This window comes from Microbulbifer bruguierae (genome assembly GCF_029869925.1).
Lineage (GTDB): Bacteria > Pseudomonadota > Gammaproteobacteria > Pseudomonadales > Cellvibrionaceae > Microbulbifer > Microbulbifer bruguierae.
The window spans coordinates 1-15,273 of the sequence record NZ_CP118605.1 but is presented as its reverse complement, the minus strand read 5'-3'; the positions used below and the strand labels follow the sequence as shown (position 1 = coordinate 15,273).

16 protein-coding genes are annotated in these 15,273 nt (G+C 58.2%); 2 read left to right on the top strand and 14 right to left on the bottom strand.

What is annotated here, in order from left to right; all coding sequences use genetic code 11:
• Nucleotides 1-5 precede the first annotated feature (5 nt).
• The 7 genes from recO to PVT68_RS00050 all read right to left on the bottom strand — a co-directional run bounded on the left by recO (nt 6) and on the right by PVT68_RS00050 (nt 7,376).
• A complete protein-coding gene (gene recO, locus PVT68_RS00080; protein ID WP_280320540.1) occupies nt 6-770 on the bottom strand; it encodes a DNA repair protein RecO in 765 nt (254 codons plus the stop codon).
• Nucleotides 771-784: 14 nt separating this feature from the next.
• The gene (gene era, locus PVT68_RS00075) at nt 785-1,687 is read right to left on the bottom strand and encodes a GTPase Era (protein WP_280320539.1); all 903 of its coding nucleotides are present in this window, start codon (nt 1,685-1,687) and stop codon (nt 785-787) included.
• A gap of 101 nt (nt 1,688-1,788) precedes the next feature.
• Nucleotides 1,789-2,469, bottom strand: coding sequence for a ribonuclease III (gene rnc / locus PVT68_RS00070; protein ID WP_280320538.1), 681 nt, complete (start codon nt 2,467-2,469; stop codon nt 1,789-1,791).
• A gap of 28 nt (nt 2,470-2,497) precedes the next feature.
• Complete coding sequence (locus PVT68_RS00065; RefSeq protein WP_280320537.1) at nt 2,498-2,944, bottom strand: DUF4845 domain-containing protein; 447 nt, start codon at nt 2,942-2,944, stop codon at nt 2,498-2,500.
• 101 nt (nt 2,945-3,045) lie between these two features.
• Nucleotides 3,046-3,822, bottom strand: a complete 777-nt coding sequence (gene lepB, locus PVT68_RS00060; protein ID WP_280320536.1) for a signal peptidase I — start codon at nt 3,820-3,822, stop codon at nt 3,046-3,048.
• A gap of 113 nt (nt 3,823-3,935) precedes the next feature.
• Nucleotides 3,936-5,741: a translation elongation factor 4 gene (lepA, locus tag PVT68_RS00055; RefSeq protein WP_280320535.1), complete on the bottom strand. Its 1,806-nt coding sequence runs from the start codon at nt 5,739-5,741 to the stop codon at nt 3,936-3,938.
• 234 nt (nt 5,742-5,975) lie between these two features.
• Nucleotides 5,976-7,376 carry a Do family serine endopeptidase gene (locus tag PVT68_RS00050; RefSeq protein WP_280320534.1) on the bottom strand — a complete coding sequence of 467 codons (1,401 nt, stop codon included), beginning with the start codon at nt 7,374-7,376 and terminating at the stop codon, nt 5,976-5,978.
• A gap of 208 nt (nt 7,377-7,584) precedes the next feature.
• Here PVT68_RS00050 and mpaA point away from each other — a divergent pair, with 208 nt between their 5' ends.
• Nucleotides 7,585-8,310, top strand: coding sequence for a murein tripeptide amidase MpaA (gene mpaA, locus PVT68_RS00045; RefSeq protein WP_280320533.1), 726 nt, complete (start codon nt 7,585-7,587; stop codon nt 8,308-8,310).
• A 15-nt stretch (nt 8,311-8,325) separates the two neighbouring features.
• Here the strand turns inward: mpaA and ycjG are convergent, their stop codons facing one another.
• The 5 genes from ycjG to rpoE form a co-directional block, all read right to left on the bottom strand.
• Nucleotides 8,326-9,273, bottom strand: coding sequence for an L-Ala-D/L-Glu epimerase (ycjG, locus tag PVT68_RS00040; RefSeq protein ID WP_280320532.1), 948 nt, complete (start codon nt 9,271-9,273; stop codon nt 8,326-8,328).
• Between the two features lie 236 nt (nt 9,274-9,509).
• Nucleotides 9,510-9,989, bottom strand: coding sequence for a SoxR reducing system RseC family protein (locus PVT68_RS00035; protein ID WP_280320531.1), 480 nt, complete (start codon nt 9,987-9,989; stop codon nt 9,510-9,512).
• A gap of 79 nt (nt 9,990-10,068) precedes the next feature.
• Nucleotides 10,069-11,148 (bottom strand): MucB/RseB C-terminal domain-containing protein, encoded by a 1,080-nt coding sequence (locus tag PVT68_RS00030; protein WP_280320530.1) that lies wholly within the window; start codon nt 11,146-11,148, stop codon nt 10,069-10,071.
• 54 nt (nt 11,149-11,202) lie between these two features.
• A complete protein-coding gene (locus tag PVT68_RS00025; protein WP_280320529.1) occupies nt 11,203-11,910 on the bottom strand; it encodes a sigma-E factor negative regulatory protein in 708 nt (235 codons plus the stop codon).
• Between the two features lie 232 nt (nt 11,911-12,142).
• Nucleotides 12,143-12,757, bottom strand: a complete 615-nt coding sequence (gene rpoE, locus PVT68_RS00020; RefSeq protein WP_280320528.1) for an RNA polymerase sigma factor RpoE — start codon at nt 12,755-12,757, stop codon at nt 12,143-12,145.
• Between the two features lie 179 nt (nt 12,758-12,936).
• Here rpoE and nadB point away from each other — a divergent pair, with 179 nt between their 5' ends.
• Nucleotides 12,937-14,559, top strand: coding sequence for an L-aspartate oxidase (gene nadB, locus PVT68_RS00015; protein ID WP_280320527.1), 1,623 nt, complete (start codon nt 12,937-12,939; stop codon nt 14,557-14,559).
• A 20-nt stretch (nt 14,560-14,579) separates the two neighbouring features.
• On the opposite strand, the gene PVT68_RS00010 is transcribed toward nadB, so the two are convergent.
• Entirely contained in the window at nt 14,580-15,053 is a 474-nt protein-coding gene (locus tag PVT68_RS00010; protein WP_407666113.1) for a protein YgfX, read from the bottom strand.
• On the bottom strand, nt 15,028-15,273 hold the full coding sequence (locus tag PVT68_RS00005) for an FAD assembly factor SdhE (protein ID WP_280320525.1): 246 nt from the start codon (nt 15,271-15,273) through the stop codon (nt 15,028-15,030). The genes PVT68_RS00010 and PVT68_RS00005 overlap by 26 nt, the downstream gene beginning before the upstream one ends.

Sequence of the window (15,273 nt, the reverse complement as noted above, 5' to 3'; positions counted from 1 at the left end):
GCGCACTAGGGTGCCCCGTAGACCTGGCGAAATAACTCACGACTCTTGAGAGGACGATGACCAAGCAGGGGGGCCAGTAACTGTCGGGCGAGTCGCTTGGCTGCGCTCAATATCTCTGCCATCCCCACCGCCAGCTCGTCGTCCCCGGATTCCATCAAGGCTGCCAGCCCCAACAGCTGCGCCCCCGGGAAATCAGTGGCGCGGAGCGAGGAGCCTGGCGGCACCATTACCGGTGCGAAGCCCTCTTCCGGTGTCAGACGATAAATTGCATCCGCGCCAATCGGGGCATTCGCCAGCGGGCTGAAATTCAGCTCCGGGCAACTTCCCAAGGCCTGCAGCAAACCCAGTTCGAACCGCCGCAGGGGCAACTCCAATTCCCCACTCTGTTCACCACCAAGTGTCGCCAGCTGCGCCAGCAACTGTTGGTAGGCGGCGAACACCGCAACCTGACTCTCGCCCTCCGGCAACAGACGCACCAGCAGTTCGTTGGCGTAGAGACCACCATAGACCGCACGCCCCTTTAACCACAGGGGTTGGCCGGCGTTCTCGAGCGGGCCGAGCGTCTTCAGGTCATGGCGCCCCAGCAGGGTCACCAACAAGGGAGCAAAAGGTTGCAGGGCCCGCTGCCGACGCTGCTTGTCGCGGCGAGCCCCTTTGGCAATACAGGCGATACGCCCGTAGTCCGGCGTCAGCAGCTCCAGTATCAGACTGGAATCCCGAAATGGCCGAGAATGCAGAATATAGGCCGGTTGCGGGGGAAGCTGCTGCACGGTACGAAGTGATATTACTGTTTGTCGACGTAGCCGAGGCTGCGCAGGGCGCGCTCGTCGTCGGACCAGCCGGATTTCACTTTCACCCACAGGTTGAGCATCACCTTGCTGTCGAACAGGCGCTCCATATCCAGGCGCGCCTGCTGTCCGATCTGCTTGATACGCTCACCCTTGGTGCCGATCAGAATGCGTTTTTGCCCATTGCGCTCCACCAGAATCGCAGCGCTGATATGCAGTACCTTGCCTTCCTGGGCAAACTCTTCCACTTCCACAGTCACCGCATAGGGAATCTCTGCACCCAGTTGACGCATCACTTTCTCGCGCACGATTTCGGCGGCGAGAAAGCGGGAGCTGCGGTCGGTAATCTGGTCTTCTTCGAAAAAGTGCACACCTTCAGGGAGGCGCTCCACAATCACTTTTTCCAATGCGTCCAGATTGGAGTCGCGCAGAGCTGAGACCGGCACTATCTCGGCATCGGGGAAACGTTCGGAAAGCGCCTGCAGCTGCGGCAGCATTTCACCTTTCTCCTCCAGCTGATCCACTTTGTTGACGGCCACGATCAGCGGGCACTTTAGTCCCCGCAGTTTTTGCGCCACCAGCTCGTCACCCTCGGTCCAGCGCGCGCGCTCGATCACAAACACCACCACATCCACATCCCGGGTAGAGCTGATGGCCGCGCGATTCATATATCGGTTGATGGCTTTCTCTTCGCCCGCGTGCAGGCCAGGGGTATCCACAAAAATAATCTGGTTCGGCCCCTCGGTCTTGATACCGAGCATATTGTGCCGGGTGGTCTGGGGCTTTCGGGAAGTAATACAGATCTTCTGACCGAGAATATGGTTCAGCAATGTGGATTTGCCGACGTTCGGTCGGCCGACGATGGCCACATATCCGCAGCGGGTGGGTTGTTCGCTCAAGGGGGGTCTCCGAGCCTGAGGCTGCCCGCGAGGTCTACCGCGGACGCACCTGAGAAATTGGGCAATTGATAATGAAGCAGATTATAGGGTCATTTCGGGTGTCAGCCCTGCCCGGTCAGTCGCGCATAGGCGGTCGTTGCCGCGGCCTTTTCCGCCGCGCGCCGGTTACTGGCAGATCCACGCACCGGGTCTTTGAGTCCATCTACACGGCATTCCACCACGAACTCCTGGGAGTGTTCCTCACCACCGATCTCCACCACTTTGTACTCCGGCAGCGGCTTCTGACGGGCCTGCAGCCATTCCTGCAAGCGGGTTTTAGGGTCTTTGGCGGTTTCCAGCGAGAGGTTCTGCAAACGCGGGCCAAACCAGGTCAGTACCCGCTCCCGTGCCGCATCGAGTCCGGCATCCAGGTAGATGGCGCCGATGATCGCCTCCACGGCATCCGCCAGGATGGAGGCACGGCGGTGGCCGCCACTTTTCATTTCGCCCTCTCCAAGGCGCAGGCATTCGCCCAACTCCAGCTCCCGCGCCACCTTGGCCAGGGTCTCACCGCTGACCAGCTGGGCACGCAGCCGGCTCATCTGCCCTTCGCGGCCTTCGGGAAACTGTTCAAACAAAGCAGCACTGATGGTGAGCCCGAGGATGGAGTCGCCAAGAAATTCCAGCCGCTCGTTATTGCGACTGCCGTGTGATCTGTGAGTCAACGCCAGGGAAAGTAGCTCAACCTGCGTAAATTGATGGCCCAGGCGATTGCTGAGCCGCTGGAGTAAAAGGTCTGTCACCGTTTGTATTTCGTCTTTCGCTGTGCGCTCAATCTTCGCGTTGGAATTGCTTCAGGTCCACCAATGGGTCACAGCAGAGCTCTGGCTTCGCGGTATTGAGCTGTTTGTCGAACTTCATCACCACGTCCACATTCTTGAACAAGGGCTCTCGGAGTTCGTATTTGATACTGACCAGGGTGCTATCAGCCCCGCGAATAATTTTTACCGCTTTGGTAGGCACTCCGCTCACGCCATTTAGTGTAAAAAATTTGTCCAGATCACGTTTGATCTCGGTATTACTCATGTCCCGAATATTGTCATTTTGAGACAGAGAACGAAGCCCCAACTCAACGTAATGAGCTTCGTTATAGGGGCCAGCCATTTTGGATACAATCGTCACACCAAAGCCAAAAACGGCGATGATGAGTAACCAGCCCCAGTAACTCATGCCCCGCTGGGCAATCAGTGGTGACGGAAAATAATTTTGCAGAGCCATGGGTTTGTACCGAATTAATCTTGTTTTATCGTTGTTTCGAATACCGACCTTCCGTGGGTCACCTCAAAGCAGCCTCGTTCCGGTTCTGCTCGCTTCCAGCGTTACTCGATTCCACCTACCCGCTCAAAACTGGGCAGACTCAGTAGTTTGTCCCAATGCATCCAGATTGCAAAGGCTTTACCGACAATGTCTTTTTCCGGTACGAATCCCCATTCGCGACTGTCGAGACTGTTGTCCCGGTTGTCGCCCATCATGAAGTAGTGTCCCTCGGGCACCGTCAGTGTGCGGATAGTGCCATAGCGGGTGGGCGCTACCATTTTTGCCATCAGGTGGCGGTGGCCGTCAATTTCTTCCCACAGAAACTCTTTTTTCGGGTTACCTGGCGGCAGCGCCTGAATCAATTCCTGGGGCGCAGCCTTGCCATTGATGTACAGCTGATTGTTTTCCACACGAATCTCGTCGCCAGGCAGACCGATCACCCGCTTGATGTAGTAGGTGTCATTCATGTGCGGAGGAAAGAACACCATCACATCGCCGCGCTTGGGCTCGCCAATATCCAGTACCTTGGTGCGGGTCACCGGGAGGCGCAGGCCGTAGGCATACTTGTTCACCAGTATGAAATCCCCAACCCGCAGGGTGGGATCCATGGAGGCGGAAGGAATCTGGAAGGGCTCCACCAGAAAAGAGCGCAACACGAACACAATTGCCAGTACGGGAAAGAACGACTTGGCGTACTCCACCGCTACCGGCTCTTGAGGCTGCTGCCCTTTGGCCACCCGGGCCTTGCGGCCAGAAGCCAGAAACAGTGCGTCGAACAGCCAGATTGCCCCGGTTACCACCACCAGCAACAGCAAAATAAGGGGGAAATTGATATCCATTCCAAAGTCTCTTTCTGACTGATTCTTTCTACCGGTTCTAACTACCGGTTCTTATCTACTGCGCGCGCCTACACCCCAGCGTTGCCGATGAGCAGGCGGGCCCGAAAAAATGTTTAGCTGTCGACTTTCAACACAGCCAGGAACGCGTCCTGGGGCACTTCTACCCGACCCAGCTGCTTCATGCGGCGCTTACCGGCCTTCTGTTTCTCCAGCAGCTTTTTCTTACGGGTCACGTCACCACCATAACATTTGGCGGTTACGTTCTTGCGTAACGCCTTTACGGTGGTTCGGGCAATAACCTGCCCACCAATAGCGGCCTGAATGGCCACATCGAACATCTGCCGCGGAATCAGTTCTTTCATTTTTTCCGCCAGCGCACGTCCGCGCTGCTGGGCGTTGTCCCGGTGCAGGACCACCGCCAGAGCGTCTACCCGCTCGCCGTTGATGAGGATATCAAGGCGCACCAGTTTCGCCGGGTCAAAGCGCACAAAGTTGTAATCCAGCGAGGCAAAACCGCGACTGACGGACTTCAGGCGGTCGAAGAAATCCATCACTACTTCACTCATGGGCAGCTCGTAGCGCAAGGATACCTGACCACCCACGTATTGCATGTCTTTCTGGATACCGCGCTTTTCCACACACAGGGTGATTACATTGCCCAGGTAGTCCTGGGGCACCAGAATATTGGCCTCGACAATGGGCTCGCGCATTTCTTCGATCATACCCAGGTCCGGCATGCGCGAGGGGTTGTCCATGTTGACCACTTCGCCATTGGTCAGTTGCACCTCGTACACCACCGTCGGCGCCGTAGTAATCAGGTCGAGGTTGTACTCCCGCTCCAGGCGTTCCTGAATGATCTCCATGTGCAGCATTCCCAGGAAGCCACAGCGAAAACCGAAGCCCAGGGCGTCAGAGGTTTCCGGCTCATAGAACAGGGAGGCGTCGTTCAGGGAAAGCTTGTCCAGCGCATCGCGGAAGGCTTCATAATCGTCAGAGCTGACCGGGAACAGACCGGCATAAACCTGCGGTTTTACCTTCTGGAAACCCGGCAGCATGGCCACCTCTTCCGCGCCCTTGGCGTGCGTCAGGGTATCGCCCACCGGCGCGCCGTGAATATCTTTGACACCAGCAACCACAAAGCCCACTTCACCGGCTCTGAGCACGCCGGTTTCCTTGCGCTTGGGTGTAAACACGCCCACGCTGTCAACGACATGCGGGCGACCGATAGACTTGGTCACTATCTTGTCTTTGATGCGCAGGGTGCCCTGCACCACCCGCACCAGCGACACAACACCCAGATAGCTATCGAACCAGGAGTCGATAATCAGCGCTTGCAGCGGCGCATCAACATCGCCCTTGGGTGGCGGCACCAGGCGCACCAGATCTTCCAGCACATCTTCCACGCCGAGACCGGACTTGGCGCTGCAGCGAGTAGCCTCGGTCGCATCGATCCCGATGATGTCCTCAATTTCTTCCGCCACCTTTTCCGGTTCCGCCTGGGGCAGATCCATCTTGTTCAGCACCGGAATCACTTCCAGGCCCTGCTCGATAGCGGTGTAGCAGTTGGCCACAGATTGGGCCTCTACCCCCTGCGCCGCATCCACCACCAGCAGCGCGCCTTCACACGCCGCCAGAGAGCGAGACACCTCGTAGGAAAAATCCACATGTCCTGGGGTATCAATAAAGTTCAACTGGTAGGTTTTACCGTCGCGGGCGGTGTAGTCCAGAGTCACACTCTGGGCCTTGATGGTAATACCCCGCTCACGCTCAATGTCCATGCTGTCGAGCACCTGCTCGGCCATTTCACGATCGGACAGGCCACCACAGACCTGAATAAAGCGGTCGGCAAGGGTCGATTTTCCGTGGTCGATATGGGCAATGATGGAAAAGTTGCGGATATGGGAGAGATCAGTGGCCACTGCGAGGGTAAAACCTTTTAAAAATCAGTGAGTTAATGGGCGGACCGGGCCGCGCTGTGGGCGCAAGTCTAACAGGTTGCAGGAAAAGTGCATCCAGTCTGCGCGCAGCCCCGAAAAACCCGGGACTGCGCGCCTAGTTCAACACCACTGCAAGACAGCTTCGACATCGCGTCCATCTTGGTGCGCCTTGGTGCGGCCTCCGGCAATGCCGCCGGACGCCCAACCTCACTCAGTTCAATCCTCGTCGATCTGGATGGTGCGGAAGGTAGGCTGGCCACCGCGGAAGAAGCGGATCGGAAGCAACTCACCCTTGGGCAGTTTCTTCACGATCTTCGTGTAATCCTGCAAAGTGTCCACCGCGTCAAAGCCGAGCTGGGCAATGATATCGCCACCGCGCAAGCCGGCGTTGGCGCCAGCCTTGCCAGGAACGACCTGCTTCACCAGCACGCCACTCTCCACCCCCAAGCGCTGTTTCAGGTTGTCGGGGATGTCGTCTACCACCAGCCCCAGACGACCACCCACATCGGTAGATGCCGGCCCACTGGTCTGCTGCTGACCGCCATCTTCACCGGGCAATGAACCAACCCGGACCTTCAGTTTGCGCTCTTTGCCCTCGCGCATCAGCACTACCGGAACCTCGGTACCCGGGGCGATCTGACCAACCACGTGCGGTAAATCGCCGTGGGTCACGATTTTGTGGTCGCCAAAGCGGGTGATGATATCGCCCACCAGAATACCGGCGTCAGCCGCAGGGGATCCCGCCTCAATCTGCCCCACCAGCGCACCGGCGGGCTTACCCAGACCCATAGCCGTTGCCAGCTTGCGATCTACATCCTGGATACCCACGCCCAGCCACCCGCGGTCTACACGCCCCTTCTCTTTCAGTTGCGCCACCACATCCTGGGCAAGACTGGCCGGGATGGCGAAGGACAGACCGATAGAGCCGCCACTGCGGGTATAAATCTGGGAGTTGATACCAACAACTTCGCCATTCATATTGAACAGTGGGCCGCCAGAGTTACCCGGATTAATGGCCACATCCGTCTGGATAAAGGGCACATAGTTTTCCCGGCTTTCATTGGGAATACTGCGTCCCATGGCACTGACGATGCCAGCACTGGCGGAATAGTCCAGGCCGAAAGGGGAGCCGATCGCCACAACCCACTCACCGACCTTGATCTTCTCAGAGTCTCCCCAGCGCACCGTGGGCAGTCCCCGGGCCTCTACTTTGAGCAACGCCAGATCGGAGCGTGAGTCCGTACCGATCACTTTTGCCTCGTACTCGCGGCGATCGGTCAAGGTGACCGTCACTTCGTCTGCACCCTCGACCACATGGTTGTTGGTGACCACATAGCCGTCTTCCGACACGATAAATCCGGACCCCATACTGGCAACCGGCCGCCGCTGCCCCTGCGGGGGCTCCAACAGATGACGGAAGATATCCGGAATATCCTGCTGATACTGCGGCGGTATTGCGTTGCGGGAAGCCTGACTGCGCTCCACGGTATTGATCTTCACGACCGCAGGAGAATTCTGCTCGATCAGATCGGTCAATTCCGGCAGCCCGCGGGCGCAGACGGCCGTTGAAACAAAAATACAAAGCGCAAGCAAAAACTGCGTATAGCGTGCAACCATATTTGTCACCCCTGATAAGCCTTTCTACTAATATGCAAAAAATCTACAGTGAAATTCGGATTGCGCGGTGCCCACGATAACTTATCCATTATGGGCGCCTCGACAGCGCGCCGGTGACTGGAGATTCCTCGCCACCGGCAACACTCTGTTAGTCGGAATTTTCGTGAGAAAGTTCTCACCCCCAGTGTAAAACAGTGTTAAGAACTTCATGACCCATTCGTACGAGTCCATCCAGATGCGTCCTCGCCCACAACGCGGTTTGTTTCACCACCAGCGACAGCAATACGGGCAGACAGCGCTCGGCGCCCCCCTTCTGTACTTTCCTGCCGAGATTCGCGATGAGCACACCGGTATGGTGATGGCTGGCACCCACGGCGACGAAGCCGCTGCCGTGGTATCCCTCTCCTGCGCCCTGCGCACCCTGGCACCGGGGCAATTGCGTCACCATGTCATCCTGGCGGTGAATCCTGACGGCAGCCAGCTGGGTGTCAGGTCCAACGCTCGCGGCGTGGACCTCAACCGCAATTTCGCCACCAGTAACTGGCAGGCCGGCGGCACCGTGTATCGCTGGAATAGCGCGGCCGATGACCGGGACGTCTATCTTTCCAGTGGTGAAACTGCCGGGTCAGAGCCGGAAACCCAGGCACTGTGCCGCCTGATAGAAGACCTGAAACCCGCCTGGATGGTTTCCATTCACGAACCACTGGCCTGTGTTGAAGATCCCTCACAAAGCCCGCTGGGACACTGGCTGGCGGAGCGTATCGAACTGCCGCTGGTGACCGACGTGGGTTACCAGACTCCGGGCTCTTTCGGCACCTGGTGCGCCGAGCATCAATACCCCTGTATAACCCTTGAATACCCACCGATCTCCGCCGATGCCGCCAGCGAAGAATACCTGTCCGTACTGACGGAACTACTGTGTTACCGGCCTTAGCAGATCGCTCACAAGTCAGACCCAATAGACCCGTCCATCAGCAAATCGCAGCGGATTAATATCTTTCGCCAACCAGGTGGGTCCGTCGAGATCTACAAATTGCGCGTACTTGCCCAGCGGCCAGGCTGCCCGCACCGCGCGGGAGGTACAGAGCATGCATCCCAGCATTAACTGAAACCCCTGCGCCCTTGCCTCTTCCGCCAGTGCCAGCGCTTCACCAATACCGCCGGTCTTGTCCAGCTTGATGTTCAACATCTCATACCGCCCTTTCAGGCGCGGAAGGTCTGCTCGAGTGTGACAGCTCTCGTCGGCACAGATCGGCAACGGGTGCTGGAACTTCGCCAGCAGACTGTCCTCTCCCGCGGGCAACGGTTGCTCCAGCATGGCCACCCCGAGTGCCGCCAGCTCATCACATAGTGCCGGCAACCCGCTGACTGACCAGGCTTCATTCGCATCGATTATCAGCTGGCAATCTGGTGCCGCAGCACGCACCGCGCCCACCCGTTCGAGAACAAGCTGCTTATCCAGTTTGAGCTTGAGGACCCTCACCCCAAGAGCCGCGGCGTTTTGCGCCGCCACTCCCATGGCCTCCGGTTCGTCAATGCCAAGGGTCTGCACGGTTGGTAGCCACTGGGGTTCGACGACCTGATTTCCGGCCCGCTTGTGCTCCCAGTCCGCCAGTGCGCAGTCCACCGCATTGCGGGCGGCACCTGCAGGCATTACCTCCTGCAACTGCAACCGGGTCACCCCCTGTTGCAGCGAAGGCAGCACAGAAGATATTTCAGCCAGCACCGACTGCACACTTTCCCCATAGCGCGGGTAAGGCGTGCATTCCCCAATTCCACAGATACCCTCGGCCACCACCTCTACCACTACGACCCGCGCTTCGGTGCGGGCACCGCGGGAAATGACAAAAGCAGTTCGCAGCGGCCAGCTTTCGGCATAGCAACGGCCTTCAAACATCCCGACTCTCCTTTTGTCCTTTTGATGCCCGCCCGCGCTGTACTGCACCGAAAAACACAGCGCCAATACAGATCAGCATTCAGTGTAGGAAGGAATTCAGGAAAAGAAATTCAGGAAGGCAGTAACCAGACACCGGCACCACCCGACAAGTCGATAGCGATCGGGATGGAACGGCAATGTCGGAGGGGATACAAAAGAAAAGTTTCTGAAAATTCAGGGTATTCAACGAGGAGATGTCAAGAAAGCGTAACGGTCTCAACCACGCACGGACGCCCCCTTTCCAGCCGCAAGAATTGCGGCACCATCGCAGGATTGTGGCGATTGGCATGACTGAACAGACGAACGCACAGTGCACCCACAGACAAACCAACCACTGCACCAATAATGGCCCAGTGCTCCGCACCCAGCGCCTGCCCCGCAAGGGCTCCCAAAACCAGAGCCACCAGGGGCAACAGGTAAACGATCAACGCGCTGGTGGCCAGGGTATTTTCTGCTATGCCAATGACAACCGTGTCATACAAGTGGATGGCGTTGAGGTCCGCGGGTGGCACAGGAACCTTTACTCTGGAAGCACTGGCCCAGAAATCGCCCAGTAGCCCGGTGCCACATCCGGATTTCGCCGCACAACTGTGGCAACCACTGCGCTGCACCGTTTCCACCCAAACTGCAGAGTCCCGAACAGCCGCCGCCACGACCCTGCCACGCTCTTCGATCACGATTGCCTCCGCAGTGAAATGGATGCCGAATTTGAAACTGCGTCACTGGCAGCTGGGCTCACTCGCATCATTCCTACACTCAGTGTCCAGTTTGTACCGATTTGGCCACCAGCTCGGCGGTACCGTCGGGGATCTCTCCCACCACTGTGACTGTATAACGCGTGTCATTTACCTGAATATGGTCCATATAGGCTACAGTGGCGCCACGCACAGCGCGCCCCCTGTAACTCATATTCGGACCCAGAGATTGCACAAATACGGTGAACGCGTTGAGGCCATCGCTATACACCAGCATCTCGCCGTCAGCAAGCTCGCGAGTGGCAACGGCCTTGAAGCCATTGGGAACCCATCCCAGTCGCCAGCGGCTGACCAGACTGCCACAGTGACCTGCGCCCTCAGCTTCGCGGGCATCGGCGGATTGTGGCTGCAAATCTTCGTCTTTTACCGGTGACAGATCGAGCTCAACGAACTGGAAGCGCTCCAACGCCCGCCCGTGCGGCGTGATCAGTACGGATTTAAGCGGTAGACCGGTTTCTTTATCGATGCTGATGACCAGCCCGAACCGGTGCTGGTCCCGCGGGCGCACATCCACTACCACCGCGTCCCGGTCGGCGACACGCTCTTCACCACGCAGAAGAAAGTGATAATTTTCCTGTACATTCTGCAGCCCTGTAGCGCTCCAAAGACCAGCGCGGGAGAGCGGACTGCCCTCACGCCGACACTGCGCATCCAACCCCCGGCTCACCAGTTCTCGTGGCGCACCGGTAAGGTAGCGCACCCGCTCCACCTGCTCGCCATTGCGAATCCCGTGTACCACTTCCAGGGTTTCCATCGCCCCCACATGCTCGAAGGTCACCAGCCCGCGGTATTCGCGATTGGCAACGGCATCCGCCAGCTTGGTCAGCCAAGCCTGCGCCTCGACGCTGGCAGCCGACGGTGCGGTCTGAGCAGTTTCGTCCTGGGCCGTTAATTGCGAGGAAACCGTTTGTTGCGGTACGGGCGCGCTGTCACCCGCCACCATGCCTTGAACGGCTGTATTAGCCTCTTCGGGCGCAGCTGTCTCTGCGCAGAGACTGGCAGAAAACGGAACTGCCAACAGCAAAAAAGCCAACAGCGGACTGTTGGCTTTTGCGGCAGAAAATTGAAAAAAACTCACCATGATCTTTCTTTATTGGGAATTGATCTGCCAACGGTGCCTGTAGTGGCACCGCACTTATTCCGCCGGGCGCTCACCGTATGTAGCGCGCGCAAAGGGTACCATACCCTGGCTGCCGACTCGGGCCGCCTGCTCGGAATGCTCAAGCATAACCCGATTCAGGTGACGCATCAGCTCCGGGGACGGCACCACCTGCCCCTGATAGGCAGGGCTGACGCCTACGCGGGGCTCCGGTACCAACTGGGGCGCGGTACTTACCGCACGGGTGTTCAGAGCGGGCGTTACAAAACCACTGGACTGAGGCATCGGCTGCACCGGCTGCTGTACCGGACGCTCGACTTCCGCCACCAGCTCGGTACCCGGTTGTGGTGCCTGCATCTGCTGCACACCAAGAATCGCCGCAAAGGCCACGGTTGCCGCCACCGCACCGCGCGACAGCGACTTGAGCCAGCGGTTGCCTCCGCTACTGTCGCCACCATCATTCGCAGACTGAGGCTCAGCAGGCTGAGACAGCGGTGGCTCATCGGCGATCGCAGCGGAAATACTCGCCGCAAGCCCGAGATCTACCGGAGCAACCTTCTCACCCCGCATGACACTGGCAGCCAGCTGATAGCGCGACCATCGCTGATTGAGATCCTCCGCGGAAACACCGCCGTTGACCTCACTCTCTTTCAGCAGACGCTGGAGCTCCAGTTCATTGGCCTCGCCATCCATTAACGCGGATAGCGACTCGTGCAGACGTTGCTGATGATTCCCGTGTGACATACGGGTCAACCCTCTTTCAATGCAATCCTGTAGGTGCTGAATCGGCACCCTGTTTTGTTGCTTGTTATGACCGGAGTTCGCCAGAAAAGTTTTACCTGGCAGACAAAATTTGTGTGAAATCTTCAGATTTTTAACTGTCGTTCCGGTCAACATTGCGCCTTAGCGCAAAAATCCTCTAAAACTGATTTGAATAAAACAAAATCAGCTATCGCACTGACCAAAGAATAGCCACTCATCCGCGACCTCCCACCGGTTCCGGCTCCCCCGCCATCGCCGCCTGAACGGCGCGATCAATGGCTTCACGGGCACGAAAAATCCGCGAGCGCACGGTACCCACGGGGCAGCCCATCACCTCGGCGATTTCCTCGTAACTCAACCCTTCCATCTCTCGCAGAGTGACCGCCGAACGGAGATCTTCCGGCAACTCGCGGATGGAGCGGTGCACCACCGCCTCCAACTCGTCGCGGAACAGTTGATTTTCCGGGGTTTCATTGTCCCGCAGCAGGTCTGCACCGGAGTAGTATTCAGCGTCTTCAAGGTCAACATCGAAAGACGGCGGCCGGCGACTGCGGGACACCAAGTGATTCTTGGCTGTGTTGATGGCGATGCGATACATCCAGGTATAGAAAGCGCTTTCGCCACGGAAATTACCCAGCGCCCGGTAGGCTTTGATAAAAGCCTCCTGCACCACATCGTGTACTTCCGCGTGATCATTGATATAGCGGCTGACCACGGCCATGATCTTGTGCTGATACTTCAGCACCAACAGATCGAAGGCGCGCTTGTCTCCCTTCTGGACCCGCTCTACCAGTTGGCGGTCACTTGGTGACGCCTGTTGCCCTGTCATCCCCTACTCCCAACGGCGGCGCCGGGACGAAACCGCCCAGCACCTAGGATTATTCTGCTGTGTCCAAGACACCCAAACCTGGTCATAAGTTCCTGACAAATCGGTAAATTTTGAAGATAGCGTATACTACGCGCCACTCAGCACTATTAAAACTCCATAAGAGAGAAGGCAAACGGACTTTGAACAACTACGATGTTCTCGTTATCGGCAGTGGCGCCGCAGGTCTCACTCTGGCGCTTCATTTGGCCGCCCGCCACCGGGTAGCCCTATTATCCAAACAGCGCCTGCAGGACGGCTCCACCTGGTTTGCCCAGGGCGGCATTGCCGGTGTACTGGATGAGGCTGACTCGGTAGACGCCCATATAGCCGATACCTTAGATGCGGGAGCCGGACTCTGCCACCCCGACGCAGTGCGCTTTACCGTGGAAAACAGTCGCGATGCCATTGAATGGCTGATCCAGCAGGGGGTCGCATTCACCCGCGAGGAGGACGGGGAATATCACCTGACCAAAGAAGGCGGCCACAGTCACCGTCGTATTATTCACAGCGCTGACGCCACTGGGCGCGCCGTGCACAGCACCCTGATCGAGCAGGTGCGCAACAGTCCCAACATTGACTGTTTCGAACACCATATCGCACTGGACCTGATCCGCCAGCCGGACACCGCAACCAGCCGCTTTCGCTGCGCCGGCTGCTACGTCTACAACAAGCAAACGGAAGAAGTGGAAGTATTCCAGGGGCGTGCGGTAGTACTGGCGACCGGCGGCGCCGCCAAGGCCTACCTCTATACCAGTAATCCGGACGGCGCCAGCGGCGACGGTATCGCCATGGCCTGGCGCGCCGGCTGCCGGGTGGCAAACATGGAGTTCAACCAGTTTCACCCGACCTGTCTGTACCATCCGAAGGCCAAGTCGATGCTGATCACCGAAGCCCTGCGGGGCGAAGGTGCCGTGCTCAAACTGCCCAATGGCGAACGCTTCATGCAGCGCTTTGACAAACGCGGTGAACTCGCCCCCCGGGACATCGTCGCCCGCGCCATCGACCACGAAATGAAACGCCTCGGAGCCGACTGTGTCTATCTGGACATTTCCCACAAAGACCCGGAGTTCGTACGCGACCACTTCCCAACCGTGTACAAAAGCTGCCTGCAATACGGTATCGACATCACCAAGGAAGCCATCCCGGTAGTACCTGCTGCCCACTATACCTGTGGCGGCGTCATGGTCGACCAGCACGGGCGCACGGATCTGGATCAGCTATACGCCATTGGAGAAACCACGTTTACCGGCCTGCACGGTGCCAACCGCCTCGCCAGTAATTCCCTGCTGGAGTGTGTTGTCTACGCCCGCTCCGCCGCCATGCACATCGACCAAACTCTCGACCGGGTACTGCCACCGCGTCCGGCACTGGCATGGGATGCCTCCAGGGTAACCGACTCTGATGAGGACGTAGTGATATCCCACAACTGGGACGAGCTGCGGCGCTTTATGTGGGACTTTGTCGGCATCGTGCGCACCCGCAAGCGCCTGCTGAGGGCCGAGCACCGCGTGGCACTGCTGCAGCAGGAGATCCGGGAGTTCTACGCCAACTACAAGATCACCAGCGACCTGATTGAGTTGCGCAACCTGGCGGTCGTCTCGGAACTGATCATCCGCTCGGCACTGGATCGACGGGAAAGCCGTGGCCTGCACTACTCCCTCGACTATCCCGGTCTGCGGGAACTGGCCATGGACACCATTCTTGTGCCGGAAAACTATGCAGCTCAGCAACCCTTTATCTGCGCTGCAGACCAGGGCAATTAGCCAGGGGCTCGCCAGCACACTCAACGGGAATAGCGCAACGCCACCTGTAACCGCCGCCAGTCGTCGGCGTGGGCGCTGTCGCGAGCCAGCACCAGGCGCAATCTGCGACCTTCCAGGTCGCGGCCATTGATCACAATCAGCCAGCGCCACAGGGTGAGCTCACCACTGAACTGGAACTCTTTTCTGGAACCACCTTTTACCTGCCAAAACCAGCGCCGCTCTGCGGTGGACAGGCGCCCGACAAAAAGGGACAACCTGGTCCATTCGTACCAGCTACAGACCACCACGGCGGCGGCCATGAATACCACCGCAACCCAGGGTAATCGGGAAAAAACCAGCATCAGCAGGGTCTGCAGCACAGCGGCCAGCAGCAAGAATTTCAACAGGCGGGATGGCGCCAGATCACAGACCAATCTGGCGCTACGCTCGGCACCAGCACTAGTGACTGACGCTGTCCGAGCGGAGACCTCAGTCCTGAAGGCCGGTATTGTCACGGATGATCTGTACTATGTGCTTCAGATCCGGGTCCTCTGGATCTTCCCTACGCAGGAACCAGGCGAACAGATCCTGATCCTGTTCATCCAGCAACCTGATATAACGCTGCTTGTCTTCCTCAGACAATGTCTCGTAAACATTGTCCAGAAACGGCAGCAGTACCAGGTCCAGCTCCAACATGCCTCGACGGCTGGCCCAAAACAGGCGGTTGCGATCCAT

Coding starts and splice junctions, on each gene's coding strand:
- PVT68_RS00065 (WP_280320537.1), bottom strand. CDS start 2,944: ATGGCTCTGCAAAATTATTTTCCGTCACCACTGATTGCCCAGCGGGGC.
- lepB (WP_280320536.1), bottom strand. CDS start 3,822: ATGGATATCAATTTCCCCCTTATTTTGCTGTTGCTGGTGGTGGTAACC.
- PVT68_RS00050 (WP_280320534.1), bottom strand. CDS start 7,376: ATGGTTGCACGCTATACGCAGTTTTTGCTTGCGCTTTGTATTTTTGTT.
- mpaA (WP_280320533.1), top strand. CDS start 7,585: ATGACCCATTCGTACGAGTCCATCCAGATGCGTCCTCGCCCACAACGC.
- ycjG (WP_280320532.1), bottom strand. CDS start 9,273: ATGTTTGAAGGCCGTTGCTATGCCGAAAGCTGGCCGCTGCGAACTGCT.
- PVT68_RS00030 (WP_280320530.1), bottom strand. CDS start 11,148: ATGGTGAGTTTTTTTCAATTTTCTGCCGCAAAAGCCAACAGTCCGCTG.
- PVT68_RS00025 (WP_280320529.1), bottom strand. CDS start 11,910: ATGTCACACGGGAATCATCAGCAACGTCTGCACGAGTCGCTATCCGCG.
- rpoE (WP_280320528.1), bottom strand. CDS start 12,757: ATGACAGGGCAACAGGCGTCACCAAGTGACCGCCAACTGGTAGAGCGG.
- PVT68_RS00005 (WP_280320525.1), bottom strand. CDS start 15,273: ATGGATCGCAACCGCCTGTTTTGGGCCAGCCGTCGAGGCATGTTGGAG.